This is a genomic window from Leptospira semungkisensis (assembly GCF_004770055.1).
Taxonomy (GTDB): domain Bacteria; phylum Spirochaetota; class Leptospiria; order Leptospirales; family Leptospiraceae; genus Leptospira_B; species Leptospira_B semungkisensis.
Genome location: NZ_RQEP01000010.1, coordinates 275,643 through 290,250, shown reverse-complemented (window position 1 = coordinate 290,250; position 14,608 = coordinate 275,643). Strand labels below are relative to the sequence as shown.

At 43.1% G+C, this 14,608-nt stretch carries 12 protein-coding genes; 4 read left to right on the top strand and 8 right to left on the bottom strand.

All coding sequences use genetic code 11. From position 1 onward, the window contains the following. Positions 1-30 precede the first annotated feature (30 nt). Positions 31-1,383, bottom strand: a complete 1,353-nt coding sequence (locus EHO59_RS18265) for a fibronectin type III domain-containing protein (RefSeq protein ID WP_246052774.1) — start codon at positions 1,381-1,383, stop codon at positions 31-33. 374 nt (positions 1,384-1,757) lie between these two features. On the opposite strand from EHO59_RS18265, the gene EHO59_RS08915 reads away from it, so the two are divergent. Continuing rightward, entirely contained in the window at positions 1,758-2,543 is a 786-nt protein-coding gene (locus EHO59_RS08915; protein WP_425460221.1) for an LIC_13076 family protein, read from the top strand. 193 nt (positions 2,544-2,736) lie between these two features. Continuing rightward, entirely contained in the window at positions 2,737-3,900 is a 1,164-nt protein-coding gene (locus EHO59_RS08910; protein WP_135587053.1) for an acyl-CoA dehydrogenase family protein, read from the top strand. A gap of 384 nt (positions 3,901-4,284) precedes the next feature. Here the strand turns inward: EHO59_RS08910 and EHO59_RS08905 are convergent, their stop codons facing one another. The 4 genes from EHO59_RS08905 to EHO59_RS08890 form a co-directional block, all read right to left on the bottom strand. Next, positions 4,285-4,857 (bottom strand): Crp/Fnr family transcriptional regulator, encoded by a 573-nt coding sequence (locus tag EHO59_RS08905; RefSeq protein WP_135587051.1) that lies wholly within the window; start codon positions 4,855-4,857, stop codon positions 4,285-4,287. A gap of 121 nt (positions 4,858-4,978) precedes the next feature. Then, positions 4,979-5,818 (bottom strand): alpha/beta fold hydrolase, encoded by an 840-nt coding sequence (locus EHO59_RS08900; protein ID WP_135587049.1) that lies wholly within the window; start codon positions 5,816-5,818, stop codon positions 4,979-4,981. A gap of 160 nt (positions 5,819-5,978) precedes the next feature. After that, complete coding sequence (locus tag EHO59_RS08895) at positions 5,979-6,974, bottom strand: sigma-70 family RNA polymerase sigma factor (RefSeq protein WP_135587047.1); 996 nt, start codon at positions 6,972-6,974, stop codon at positions 5,979-5,981. Further along, entirely contained in the window at positions 6,971-8,158 is a 1,188-nt protein-coding gene (locus EHO59_RS08890; RefSeq protein ID WP_135587045.1) for an NAD(P)/FAD-dependent oxidoreductase, read from the bottom strand. The genes EHO59_RS08895 and EHO59_RS08890 overlap by 4 nt, the downstream gene beginning before the upstream one ends. Positions 8,159-8,311: 153 nt before the next feature. On the opposite strand from EHO59_RS08890, the gene EHO59_RS08885 reads away from it, so the two are divergent. Beyond that, positions 8,312-9,250: a cytochrome-c peroxidase gene (locus EHO59_RS08885; RefSeq protein ID WP_135587043.1), complete on the top strand. Its 939-nt coding sequence runs from the start codon at positions 8,312-8,314 to the stop codon at positions 9,248-9,250. 5 nt (positions 9,251-9,255) lie between these two features. Here EHO59_RS08885 and EHO59_RS08880 read toward each other — a convergent pair whose 3' ends face one another. Further along, entirely contained in the window at positions 9,256-10,893 is a 1,638-nt protein-coding gene (locus EHO59_RS08880; protein WP_135587041.1) for a TolC family protein, read from the bottom strand. Between the two features lie 93 nt (positions 10,894-10,986). On the opposite strand from EHO59_RS08880, the gene EHO59_RS08875 reads away from it, so the two are divergent. After that, positions 10,987-13,065: a thioredoxin domain-containing protein gene (locus EHO59_RS08875; protein ID WP_135587039.1), complete on the top strand. Its 2,079-nt coding sequence runs from the start codon at positions 10,987-10,989 to the stop codon at positions 13,063-13,065. Positions 13,066-13,069: 4 nt separating this feature from the next. On the opposite strand, the gene rsfS is transcribed toward EHO59_RS08875, so the two are convergent. After that, positions 13,070-13,447 (bottom strand): ribosome silencing factor, encoded by a 378-nt coding sequence (rsfS, locus tag EHO59_RS08870; RefSeq protein ID WP_135587037.1) that lies wholly within the window; start codon positions 13,445-13,447, stop codon positions 13,070-13,072. A gap of 3 nt (positions 13,448-13,450) precedes the next feature. Then, on the bottom strand, positions 13,451-14,599 hold the full coding sequence (locus EHO59_RS08865; protein ID WP_135587035.1) for an LCP family protein: 1,149 nt from the start codon (positions 14,597-14,599) through the stop codon (positions 13,451-13,453). Between the last annotated feature and the right edge of the window lie 9 nt (positions 14,600-14,608).

The window sequence follows — 14,608 nt, the reverse complement described above, 5'->3', positions numbered from 1 at the left end:
GCAAAATCCTATAGCTATGTTCAAAGGGAATTAAAAGCAGATACAGAGAATCGTTCTTCCCGTATCACAAGTTGCACCGCTTGCTGCACCTTCTCCATTGATTGAGAAATCCATCCAATATGAATTCAAAGAATCCGGAAGTCCTATCCTTCCTGAAACAGAAGAAGAGTTGGAGGTAGCGCTGGAGCAACTATCTGCGGAGGCATATCCACCCGTTGCAGTTGCAAATGTCCAATAGCCACTTCCGCTAGTATACTCAGGGATCGCGCTTCGGATTGTATTTTGGATCGTGCCGCTCAGCAGTTGCGTTGGATTACTCGCAATCATCGTTCCCTGACTTCCTAAGATCATATAGGTAGAAGGAATGGATGGCACTAAATAACCGCTGATCCAAGTTCCATCCGGCATGGAAACGAATGCATACGCATTGCAGGAAGCTTTCCAAGTATAATTGATTCCACTCAGGCTTGCCTTCCGATTCGAACAAATTGTATTCACATTCGATCTCGAGCCTAAGTCTCCTGAAACACTAGAAAGAGAATCAAACATATAAGCTGCGCCGGGTTGTGTCTTGGAGGCATTGCCTCCGCCGAAATTATTTACATAAACCCATGCGTTCCCTGCCTCATCGGTGACTACTACAGCAAAATAATACCAAGCATTCGCATACAGTCCAGTTACAGTAAACTGAGTGATTCCCGCTTGTGCAGATCCGGCAGAGATTGCATTCGTAAGGATGGAATTGACGGTCCCCATAACCGAATTGTCCGAATAATAGAAAACCTGATAGGTAAGATTCGCTTGCGAAGTTACGTTATCCGTCGCAGCGACCCATGAAAGAGTCATTGAGGATTTGGTTACCTGCGAATAGGTAGAAGAAGGAGTAAACGTGAGTCCTCCGTTATTTCCCGGAACAGGCTGGGTTGTATCCGGAGAAGAAGTCTTTATCCCACTGCCATTATAGATCGCTTGATTTCCATCCGTATCACTTACAAGCACATTGAAGTAATAGATTGTATTTGCAGGAAGACCGCTCACAGATGAATTCGTCATCGCTGCTTGGGCAGATCCATAAGGATTTCCGACTTCGGCTAGATCTGCCGGAGTATTCACGTAGATATCGGAAGCGTTTGTTGAATAGTAAACTTGGTAGGTTAACGCGGAGGCTGGAGTTAGATCATCTTTGGCGGCCGTCCATGAAAGATCTACCGTTGCCTGAAAGTCTGAATCATATCCTTCAGCAGTAGCCGTTATACTCCCTCCATGCCCGGGGACCGGTGTAGCGGGTAGAGGTCCAGACCCTCCTGCAAATAAGGCACTCAACAGTCCGGTCGAATCAGAAGCATTCTTCGGAAATAGAATGGGTTCGAAGAACGGATTCATAAAACAATTTTGTAATAGAAGAAAATAGAATACGCTATAGATTATAAAAGGTCGCAATCGTATTGGAACGATTATGCGTTTGAATATGAATAGAATGGATTTCGGCTTTTGCATAACGGACAGGTCCGATCGATACTTCTTCGCTTAAAATGAATCTTCAGATCCTGGATTATTGGATCCGATATGCTTCTTTCATACCAATAAAAGTAAGAAAGTGCAAGAAATTAACTAATCAATAGATGCCTAACTTACACTTAAATCGATAGGTTTATAGCTAAGTATATTGGATTTTGCTTGTTAAACCCATATAATAGAAAAATTTTATGCAGTCGAATGATGTACGTTTGACGATAGGCACCTCTATAAGGTAGGATATGACTTTGGTTGGCAGAGTAGTAAGAGCGAATCACTTATCTATCATAATCCTTATAGCCTTTCTAAGCTATTGTACCATTGATAAGCGAATTAGCCCGAATCCTGAAAACAGGGTGATTCTTGCTGCAGAATCTTCTTCGTGCAAGATACATTCAGTGCAACCGTATTGGGCTTTCTTAGGAGGATTAGTTCCTGCTTGGAAGTCTCCTGCCTTCTTCGGATTGATCCCTGCGTTAAATTCTTCTCTTCCGGATCCACCTTCCGGCCAAACAATACGAGTTACCGAGACAGCTAGATGGTATGACTATACGATCACAATTTTACTTGGATGGCTTTTCACGATCACCAAACGCACATATATAGTGGAGTTCTGCGAAGAGGGTCTCTACGCAAACCATTGGAATGACCAAAAGGAAAGCATTGAGCAGAAATTATACCGAGTGGCCATGTCCGGGAATGTAACAATTCAAATGAATTCGGGGGAGACCTTATTGTGTAAGATCCTCGGTTTTGATTCTGAAAGCATTATTGTAGAGTCTTCGACTCCAGATGCTCAAGGCAAGGTTGTGGATCGTGCGATTCTAAAAGATGGAACAGTGGTAGAAGGTAGATTTACCACTCAAAATGAGCATGAGGTGGAGATAGAAACAAAAACAAATGAGCTACAATTCATTCTAAAATCCAGATTACAGAAGTTAGAACTAAGAGTTCCTGTCCGCATTATAGAAAGAAAGACACTTCGCAAATCAGAGATCCAAAAACTTACCTTCGAAAGCGCAGACTAGGCTTTTTATCAAAACAGAACGAACGTTCTGTTTTTTATAAGTCTATAGATCGCCAAAACTCGTTAAAATACAGAGAATTCCCGAAATTCTGTCCCATTAGAGATAAAATGAACGCTTACTCAGCTATGTTTTTCTTGCTTGAATCGACCCCGGCGAAAAATTAGGACTAGAAACTCTCGCAAGAAGGGCAAAAATGTATCAGGAACTGACTGAGCAGCAAATCGAGATTAGGGACACGATTCGTGCTTTCGTTAAGAAAGAAATCACCCATGAAGTTGCTATCCACTGGGACGAAGAAAACAAACATCCAGAAGAACTTATTAATAGAATGAGAACCGAGCTAGGGGTCAATGGGCTCACTATCCCCGAAGAATACGGTGGATGGGGACTTGGATCTATAGAGCAGTGCCTTGTAACTGAAGAGCTTTCTAGAGGATGCCTCGGAATCAGCCTTTGCTTTGGATACACCGGTTTGGGAATTCTTCCTATCATGAAAGGTGCAAGCCACGAACAAAAGAAGAAATGGCTTCAACCTGTAATCGACGGAGAGTACGGAGTTTCCTTCTGTCTTTCCGAGCCTGGAGCAGGTTCCGACGTTCCGGGAATGAGCACTACCGCAGTTAAAAAAGGCGACAAATGGGTCATCAACGGAACGAAACAATGGATCACCGGTGGTGGTAGCGCAGGAGCGTATACCGTTTTCGCTTATACCGATAAAGGCCGTGGAACTCGTGGAGTTTCCTGCTTCTACGTAAAACGCGACACTCCAGGTTTGATCGTTGGTAAAAAAGAAGACAAACTAGGAATTCGTGCATCCGACACTCGTCAGATCATCTTCGAAGATTGCGCAGTAGAAGAAGTAAACATGATCGGAAAAGAAAACCTCGGATTTATCTACGCTCTTCAAACTCTGAACGCATCTCGTCCATACGTTGCTGCGATGGGAGTAGGTGTTGCTCAAGCTGCTTTAGATCACGCTTCTAAATATGCTCGTCAAAGAGAGCAGTTCGGATCCAAGATCTCCAGCTTCCAAGCAGTTCAGCACATGCTTGCTGACATGTCTATCGGAGTAGAGACTGCACGTCAGATCTGCTATCTTTCCGCTCGTATGTCAGACGCTGAAGATCCTCGTTTACCTAAGTATTCTGCAATCGCTAAAGCTTACTGCTCTGAAACTGCAATGAAAGCAGCTACCGATGCAGTTCAGATCTACGGTGGATACGGATACACTAAAGAATATCCTGTTGAAAAACTGATGAGAGACGCGAAAATCCTTTGTATCTTCGAAGGAACGACTCAAATCCAAAAGAACGAGATTGCTGCTTACGTAATTCGTGAGGCTGCTTCCGCAAAATAAGAGTTCGAAAGAATTCAATATTCGGATTTCTGAATATAAGAGATCCTTTAGAAAACGCCGGTTTTTCCGGCGCTTTTTTTATTTATGGGTGGTTCCTACAAGGATCCGAAAGAGTTCCTACGCTGTGGGAACTGTTGGAAATTTCGGTTGAAGGAATAAAGATTTTATGATATAGGACAAGGGTTCTCCCACGGGCCCACCTCCACCACCCAAACTAGGGCGGGGGCCGCAATTGTAAACCTAGACTACGTTGTTATCTACGTATGCAATTTCGTTCCCATTCTCGTTTGACTTCGTTTCACTCAGTCACCCTCCTGGAATCTCGCTCCCTATGAGTCGCTCAATTGGGCGGGGGCCGCCCCTCTGTAAAATTCTATGTAGGAACTATTTTTCGCTCTTTCTCTTGGACTTGATCCGACTCAGAGAAACAGGAGTGATTCCCAGATAAGCTGCAATATGATACTGTGGCACCAGCTCTTCAATATTCGGATAGCTTTGCAATAAGGACTCATATCTTCCTTCTGCATCCAGGGCCAAGAGTTCGTATTCTCTCTTTGCTTTTTTTAAGAAGAGAAGTTCTGCGAATCTTCGACCCAATCTTTCCCAGGCAATGTCTTGGGAGAACAGTTTTCTGAATTCTGAAAACTTTGCCACTGCGAGTTTGCAATCTGTGATCGCTCGGATCGTGCAGGTGGAAGGTTGGTTAGAAAGAAGATCAAAATAAGAGCCTGTGAATTCGCCAGGAAAATTAAAGCTCTTGATATACTCGTTTCCTTGGTTGGTGAGATAGTATTCTCTTAATACTCCGGAGAATACGAAAGCAAACTCTGTCGCGTTCGCTCCTTGTTTTACGAAGTAATCTCCGTATTCTAAATGGCGAATCGAGTACAAGCTTCCAGCCTTGGACCAAATCTCCTTAGGTATTGGAGAAACCGAATTTACGGTCTCGTAGATCATTTCCCCTTCAGGCTCGCCTTCTTTGAGTTTGTTTTCCCCCACGACCTATAGAGACGGCCAGGGAGGAAATTTTGCAAATCATATTGCCTTGCGTATTCGAAAAAGGCGAGAGCTATTCCTTTTAATAAACGGTTTGCAAGAAGGGAAGTGCTACTTTCAAAAACGCGTTAGGATCTTCCGCAAAGGGAACGTGTCCGGTTTTTAGTAAGGCTATCTGAGATCCTTTGATCTTCTCATGCAATTCGGTCGCGATCTTAGACTCGATGACTGGATCGAATTCTCCCCAGACGATCAGAGTAGGGGCCTTGATTTGAGTTACCTTTTCTCTTAGATCATGTCTTTCGTCTAAGAAGCTTTTCCATATCGCTGCATTGACTTCCTTAGCACCTTCTATATTTTCTCTTTCTTTTATTCTTGATAGAATGGATTGAGTGTATCGATTCTTTACCTTGAGGTATTGATTCGGAAAGAAATTCCAAACAAGACTCGTGAACCAAACTTTGCCTTTGAGTGCGGAGAAGTTTCTAGTCACCCAAGTTGGTTCGTTCATTCCTCCAGAATCTACAAGGATCAGTCCTTTTACTAATTCAGGTTTTCGAAGCGCTAACTGTAGAGAAGCAAATCCTCCGATAGAGTTTCCTATTAGGATTGCTCCTTCGGGTGCGAGTTCGTTTACTAGATCAGGAATGATCTTTGCGTATTCAACTGCGGATGCAGAAGACGCAGGCTCCGGATTGGGAGACATTCCATGTCCAGGCCAATCGATTGAGATCACTTTGTACTTAGCCGAAAGCCCAGGAAGTATCGATTCAAAGTCTTGGTGATCATGCCCTGCTGAGTGAAGTAGTATGATTGGCTTTCCTTTTCCTTCTACCCAATAAGCGATCTTGCCTAATTTAGATGAGAAGAATCCAGTGGGCTTCTTCTCAGTGGTTGATTGGTTCTCGACAGTTGTTTCCATGTTCTGTGCTCCCATGCAATGGAATATCATGAAACTTACTAATACATTAGTAAGAAAAAGATGTTTCTTCATGCATCAGAGTCTGGACTGAAAATCATAAACAGTCAAGAGACCAAGCTTGCTTATACAGAGGAAAGCGATTATCCTATGTTAATAGGATTTATTTGGAAACAGCCCACTTGACTAGCTTAACTACAGGGTTCAGCCATTTCGGGACTCCCTTTCGATAGGAATTCGGAAACAGAAGAAAGTTTTCCAAAGGAAAAATTAATCCTTTGTCTAAGAGCTCTTGCTTATTCTTAAAAACAGTAAGTTTATCCGGATTCAATACAGTCATGATCTTCCAGATACCTTCTTCTTCTATGAGAAAGTTCTGAAAATACGCAGGTTCATCTCCTGAGTAACCGATCAATGCTTCGGCTTCGTTTACGAACGTAAAATAGAAATCCAATTGATGGCGAAGTGGATTTGCTCGAACACGATTCAGGAAATGAGAAACTTTCTCTTGTCCGTAAATTGGGATTCTGGCAGCGTTCACTTTTCCTCCGCCATCTGACCAGATCACTATCTCTTCTTTTAAGAAGGGAACAAGTAGCTCCGGTTTTCCTTTGGATGCTGCAAGTAGGAAATCCCTAAAGATCTTCTTTCTAGTTTCAGGATTTGCCTCGTATCTTCTGCGGCTGGTCTTTAATGCTTCCTTTGCTCTTTTTAGGATCTGTCGGCAATTCTCCGTGGATTTATCGACCACCTTGGAGATAGAATCGTATTCCATTTCGAATGTTTCTCTAAGAAGAAAAACGGCTCTTTCTATTGGATTCAATTTTTCTAATATATGCAAGAAGGCAAGGTCCAAAGTCTGGGAATCAGGTTCCTCCTCCGGAGAGGCCGGAGCCATTGGCTCCGGCAACCAGGGACCGATATAAGTCTCCCTTTTTCTCTTTGCTTTTCGAAGAGAATCCAAGGAAAGCCTCGCGGCGATCGTAGAGAGAAATGCTTTAGGAGATTTAATATTCGTCTCCCTTGTCTTTTCCCAGCGAAGGAAGCTTTCCTGGACTATATCTTCCGCATCTGTAACGCTCCCAGTCATTCTGTAGGCGATCCCGAAGACGAGTCCCTTATGCTCGATGAACTGGTTTAACTTTTCTTGGTTCGTCATTTTGCGTTTACTGCGAAGAGCTCTTGTTCTTTATTCTCTGCGCTTTGCTTCAATTTTGGATACGGATAGAAGTCGAAATATTTCTCCATTTTGCAGGAGAATACCGTGATTTTACAAATCGTTTCTTTGACAAAAGCGGCAATCTTTCCGGTCCAAATTTTTTCTACAGGATGATCATATTGGGAAACAGCTTGCACAATCCCTTTATCCCTTCCGAGACTTACGCAACGAACAACATAGGCCATAGCAAACGGAGAATTTCCGAGAGAAGTTTTCAATCCCAGAATTCCTGCGATCCTTTCTGCCATGTATATTCCCATCGGGAGTGCGGTGGCACAGGCCATTCTGAGATGAGAATACTGTTCTCCTCTCGGCTTTACTGCGTCCCCAGCGCCTAAGATATTGGAATATTCGGGAACTTGCATATATTCATCCAAAATCACCTGTCCGTTCGGAAGATGATCCAAGCCGGATTCTGCTCCCAGGTTAGAAGCGATGAATCCTACAGAAGTTACGCAATAATCGTGAAAATACATACTTCCGTTCGCTGTTCGAATATGATCCGCTTCCAGAACCTCTGCTTTGCTGCCTTCAACCAAGGCAATCTTCAACTCACTTAATACTTTTTTAATGTATTCTCCTCCGATAGAGGAAAAGGATTTTCCTACAGATCCTGAATCTAAGAGAGTAATCCGTGCATTCGGATAGGTTTCTGCCAATTCTGTTGCGGTCTCTATTCCAGTGAGCCCTGCACCTAATACTGTGATCCTTGGAGATGAGGATTGCTCTATATTCTTTTTCAAAGTAGCGCAGTCCTCCGGATTTACGATCGAGTAATAGTTCTCTTTCGAAGTACCTAGGTCCGCGTTTCTCATTCCAGGAGTATAGCCTAGAAAATCATAGTTCAGAGTTTCTCCGTTCTCTAAGATGACTCGATTCTTTTCAGGCTCTATCCGAGTTGCCTTTGCTAATACTAGATTTACCTTCTTATGCAATAAGCTTCGGATCGAGTGAATCTTGTTCAGGTTCCCTGCGATAATCTGATGGTTTCTGATCTTCTCTACAAAATTCGGATTTGCGGTAAGGAGAGTGATTTGCAGATCCTTCTTCTTCCGGGCCAAACGGTTTGCTGCGATAATTCCTGCGTAGCCTCCGCCTAAGATTAGAATATTCTTCTTTGCCATGGAATTCCTCCGGTTCTGCAAGGAAGACGTCTTTATGAAATAACTTGTGACACTTATTCCGACTTTATTCAAGAAGAGACTCGGGACGAAATGGCCGTTCTTTGATTAGGAGATTGACAGGGCGCTCGTTTGGCTCATCCTGGGTAGTGAATTATGAATCGTTTCTTTTTCATTCTTGTTTCGATTCTGGCCTTCTTCCCTCTTTCCGGATGCAAGGACAAACGTCCGAATCCGGATCTTGAAAAATTCGTAGTTAAGAATGTGATTCATCCCAGCAATAACCCTTTCAACGAAGACAAGGTAGAATTGGGAAAGATTTTATATTTTGATCCTCGTCTTTCTTATAAGGAAGATGTGAGTTGCGCAAGCTGCCATAATTCCGCGTCACCTTCCGAAGGATTTCCAAGAAATAAGATCCATAACTCGGCTCCTTCTTTGACAAACGTTGCCTTGTACAAGGACGTGTTCAAGGATCCAGAAGCGATCGAGTTAGAAGATATCGTTAAGGAAAAGGTACATTCTTCTCTCGTATTGAGAGATGAAGCTAAGACAGTGCAAAGGCTTTCCTCCATCCAAGGTTATAGGGAGCTTTTCAATCGCGCATTCGGAACTCCTGAAATAACCTTGGACAGGATCGTACTTTCTCTTTCCACATTCCAAAGAACGATCGTAAGCAAAAATTCCAGTTTTGATCGATTCGTTATGGGAGAAGAGACTGCATTGACTCCCGCACAGATCCGCGGTTGGAATATTTTTCAGAACAAGGCTAAATGCGTTCAATGTCACCATGGCCCGAACTTCTCCGATTCTGAACTGCATGCGACCGGGCTTCCTGGGATTAAGGATAAGGTCAGAACTCCTACATTAAGAGATGTTAGTAAAAAGAAACTTTTCATGCACAATGGAGCCTTCGGTTCACTTGAGGATACTGTGAATCATTTTGCAGAAGGCGGGCATGCCAAAGGTCTCCGCGATCCTTTATTGAAGCCGGCAGAGCTTTCCGATCAAGACAAGAAAGACCTAATCGAATTCTTGAAAGCATTAGAAGGAGAACCCATCCAGTGGGAAATTCCTTCTATTCCAAAAGCTTAATGTAATTATTTTCCGGGTTGGGAAACAACGGATTCTAAATCCGTTTTGGAAAGCTCGTCCACGATTTGCTTGATATTCACTCCGAATTTTTCGAAGATATAGTTTCTTGCTAGATCATAACGGACGATATCTATATTAAAGTTAATTCTTGCCTGCGCTACTTGTAGTTCCGCTTGGATCAGTCCGTCCAAAGCAGATTTCACTACTACAGCTGTGAATCGACCCTGGCTGAATCTCAATTGAACGCCTTGGTAGAATTTCTCAGCCTCGTCTCTTCGTCTATTAGCTGTTTCTAATAGTTCTGCACCTGCAACAATGGAATTATATCTGTTCTCTAGCTCTTCCTTGATCTGAGCCTTGAGATCGACTTCTTGCTTGATAAGAGTATCCATCTTTAATTTCGCATCTCTGATATCTGTTTTGATCCCGATATCAAATAGCGGATAAGAAAGAGCGATTCCTAAGGTCTTTTCAGGATAACGAAAAGACATCATTCCTGTTTCAGGATTCACGTAGTTCTGCATCGGATTGAGGAAGGTCTGTCCTCTTGTAGAGTAACTTCCAGTAACTCTGAGGGAAGGCATATCCTCCGCCTGTTTGATCCTAAGTTCAACTTCTGCAATCTCTCTTTGACGAGCCAGGTTCCTTAGATCGATTCTATGATCCAGAGCGTACTTATAGTCTCTTTCCGGATTTATATCCGTAGGCACTTTTTCGTGCAGATCAGTGATCCCAGCTACTTTAGAGCTTGGATCCACGTTCAGTATTCGGATCAGATTTCGTTCTGATTCCGATCTAGCAAGTCTCGCTCTTTCTAAACTGTTTTCAGTTTGGGTAAGAGCACTGGTCCACTGGTTTACTTCGAAAGATTCGGAGAGTCCCAGGTTTCTCTTACGGATCGTAAGATCCCTAATATTTCTAGTGTTCTTTTCGAGCTTCTCAAATGTAGCCACTTGAGAGTCGTAAACGCTTAGGGTCCAATAATCCACCAGGGTCTTTACTACGAGTTGGGAAAGGATATCTACTAACTCATCTCTACGAATGACTGCATTTTGCTTCAGGACCTTCTGTCTGTCCTTCTCAGTTGCTCCAAAGGAATACTTTAAGAATTCCTGGGCAAGGGTCACAGTCAATGCGTCTGTATATTGAGGAGGAGCCGCGAGTAGAGGACCAACTGCTCCCAATCGTGCTGCAGCTGCAGCAGTCTCGAATGCGTTCGAGTCGAAACGTGTATGGCTCAATTCCATACTGAAGAAGGTCTGGGTCTGGAATTGCTTTTGGAATCCCATAGCAATACGGTCGTTGGAAATTTTTTGACCGCTTAATACGTTATTATTGTTACTCGGTAATGTTGTTTTTGTTTTCGAAAAAGAGCCGACCAGCGTCCATGCATATTGAGATAGATTTTTTAACTCGGCAGTGTCCGCTTTCACGAAATCCATTTTCGCGTTCTTGACTGTGATATTGTTATCTAGAACGAAATTGACCGCTTCTCTCAAGGTGAGTTTTACGATCCTCGGTTGGTTTTGAAGAGAGCTTTCAAAATCCTGCGCGAAAGAAACGGAAGGCATGCTAAAGGCTCCGACTAGCAAGAGCCGTAGATAGAATTTCCTTAACAAAGGAATAACTGAAAGCCTGGGCATGCGTAGCGATCTTCCTACGTGGCATGGTTTTTGTTTCAGAAGAATTTGCCAAATCGAAAAATCGAATCTCAAAGTCTAACACAACGGAAATAGATGAAAACTCCCGACAAGAAATTGAACCGACTTGCGTCTGAAAAAAGTCCGTATTTACTCCAACATGCATCGAACCCGGTCGACTGGTTTCCATGGTCTGAGGAAGCATTCTCCAAGGCTAAATCGGAGAATAAAATGATCTTTCTATCCATAGGTTATGCCACTTGCCATTGGTGCCATGTGATGGAGAGAGAATCGTTTGAGGACGAAACAACGGCGCAGGTCTTAAATCAAGATTACGTTTCGATTAAGGTGGATCGGGAAGAAAGACCGGACGTGGATCGCATCTATATGGACGCGTTGCACGCCATGGGACAGCAAGGCGGATGGCCCTTGAATATGTTCCTTACCCCGGAGGGAAAGCCTATTACCGGAGGCACGTATTTTCCACCGGAAGCGAAATACGGAAGAAAGAGCTTTAAAGAAGTATTGGGGATATTGAGCGGTCTTTGGAAAGAGAAGAAGGGAGAGTTAGTCGAGGCTTCCGAAGAATTGGCCAAATATCTAAGAGAATCGGGAGAAACCAAAGCTTCAGAAAGATCAGAAGAGATGCATTTTCCTTCTTCTTCCTGTTTCGAGAACGGATATCTATTATACGATCGTTTTTATGATCATGAATACGCAGGCTTTAAATCCAATTCGGTAAATAAATTTCCCCCTAGCATGGGGCTTCTATTTCTATTAAGATATTATAAATCAACTGGGGAGCCAAAGGCTCTCGAAATGGTAGAAGAGACTCTGACCGCGATGAAGAAGGGAGGGATTTACGACCAAATAGGAGGGGGTCTTTGCAGATACTCTACGGATCATCATTGGTTGGTTCCACATTTCGAGAAGATGCTCTACGACAACTCCTTATTCTTAGAGGCCTTGGTAGAATGCTTTCAAGCCACTGGAGAAGAGAAGTATAAGGAAGCCGCTTACGATGTGATCGAATACATACGCAGGGATATGAGACTTCCGGGAGGAGGGATTGCGAGTGCCGAAGACGCCGACTCAGAAGGAGAAGAGGGACTCTTTTATCTTTGGGATAAGCATGAGTTCAGAGAAGTTTGTGGTGCTGATTCTTCTCTCTTAGAGCAATTCTGGAATATAACGGAAGAAGGCAATTTCGAAGAAAAGAATATTCTCCATGAAACCTTCCGCATGAATTTCTCCAGACTTCATGGTTTGGAACCGAGCGAGTTAGAAGAGATCATTATCCGAAATCGCAAAAAACTTTTAGAAAAGAGATCGGAAAGGATCCGTCCTCTTAGAGACGATAAGGTATTATTCTCTTGGAATTGTTTGTACATAAAGGCGCTTTCTAAGGCTGCATTGGCTTTCGGTGACGGAGATCTTTTACGCGATGCGGAGGAAACATACAAATTCTTAGAAGGGAATCTGATCAGAGAAGATGGACGTTTGCTCAGAAGATTTAGAGAAGGGGAGGCTCGCTTTCTTGCGTATAGCACTGATTATGCGGAGTTTGTACTTGCTTCTATTTCCCTTTTCCAATCGGGTAAGGGATTTCATTATCTGAAGAACGCAATCAGATATTTAGAAGAAGCGATCCGATTGTTCATCTCTCCTTCGGGAGCATTCTTCGATTCAGGTTCCGACTCAGAGGTATTGCTTAGAAGGACAGTGGACGGATATGACGGAGTGGAACCTTCTTCCAATAGTTCTTTTGCAACTGCATTTGTGATCTTGGGCAAACTAGGAATAGATTCGGAGAGATATTTTAAATACGCGGATTCTATATTCGCTTATTTTAAATCGGAATTGGAATCTTATCCAATGAATTATCCATACATGCTTTCGGCATACTGGCTCAGAAAATCTCCAGGAAGAGAATTGGTCGTAACGTATTCTAGTCAGCAAGATCTGCTTCCAATTTGGAAGGGAGTAGGTTCCGTATTCTTACCTGAAACAGTACTCGCTTGGGTTACGGATAAGGAAGCGCAAGAGAACGGAGATCAATTCCTTTTATTAAAGAACAGAACCTCCGGAGGATCCGTCAAGGCCTACCTATGCCAAGGATTCGAATGCGATCTGCCTGTAAGTGACTGGGCGCAGTTAAGAGAAAAACTGGTTTAGGATTCTAATCCAGTTCTATTCTTTCAGCATCTCTCCAGAGACGATCTAGATTGTAGTATTCTCTCTTTTCCGGAGTCATGATATGGATGATGAACTCTCCGTAATCGAGCAAGGTCCAACCGGAAGAAGTAGAGGTTCCGGTTTTATCCGTTTCCTTGTGAGGGAGTTTAAAACCTTTTAATGCCTTCTTGATCTCTCTTGCGACTGCGTTTGCCTGCACTGCAGAGTTTACAGTGCAAATTAAGAAAAAGCTTAAGTAAGAATGAACCGCTTCCAGGTTCAGTATGGTGATCTCTTCGCATTTCTTATCCGTCATGATCTTATGAACGGTTTTCAATATCTCTAATGTAGCTTGTGGTGGATGTTTTGGAGCAGGGGTCATATATTATTTTTTTGGTTCTATATCAGAGCCTAAAAGCACTGTTGCGTCTAAGCCTAAATCCTTTCTCAATACGTGATAGACTTTGGTTTTCTCAAGAATGGAAGCAATCTTGTCGGAGACTGCAGTATTGCCGGAACGGTCCAGGATGATTGTCTTTTCGATATCCTTGGTCCAAGCGTTATCAACGGAGAGTACCTTGATTCTCTTGTCTGCAAGTATGCTTCTGACGTCTTTTGCGAGTCCGGCAACTTCAGTTCCATTCAACACTTCTGTCCTCGCAAATTCTCCGTCCGCAAAAATCTCAGAAGATACATCTTTATGAAATTTTCGTAATGCAATAGAAGATCTCGCAAGATCTGCCTTTAAATACAAGCGTCTTGTTTTAGGATCCAATGCAGGCTCGCCAGGAAGTTCCGTAATTCCGAAAGTTAGTCTGTGAGAAGTCAGATACTTAAGAAGTGTATAAAAATCCTCTTTGGTAAAATCGGAATCGAGTAGATTGAAAACAAACTCGGACCAGAATGAATTCAAAAGATCCTTGTTTTCATACAAGGTTTCATAGAGAGAAAGTACAGCGCTTTCTTGTCTGCTGATCCGATCTAAATAGTCTAAGGTTTCCTTCTTGTCCATAAAGGAAATATAATCATAGGCATCTTCCCCAGAATAAGAATAGATTCCTGGAGAACGCACATACGAAGGAGAATTACGATTGGTCCGGTTATCCGTATAAAGATTTACTCCGCCCAACAGATCGACGATACGGGCGAAGGAAGAAGCGTTTATCTTTACCGTATAATGAGGTTTGGCCCCTAAAATATCTTGGACTGCATCCTTTACTGCAGAAGTCGCCTTGGACTTGATTTGCTCTAGGCTATCCTCCGGATCCTCAAAAGTAGTGATCGGATGCAAAAAGAACAGACCCGCTCTCTCTTGAGAAGGGAACAAGGTCGCGAGAACTCCGAACTCATAGGTATCATCATTCCCAACTGCATGAACTAATATATGGATCGGTTTGCCGGAGCTGACCTTTTCATCCAGGCCAGTCCTTCTGATATTGCGAAATAGAAAGAAAACTAAGACAATTAATAGAACGCCTGATGCGATCCAAAGGGGAAAAAGTTGAAACGGTCTAGTCGGTTTAGAAGGACCCAAGTCAAAGCC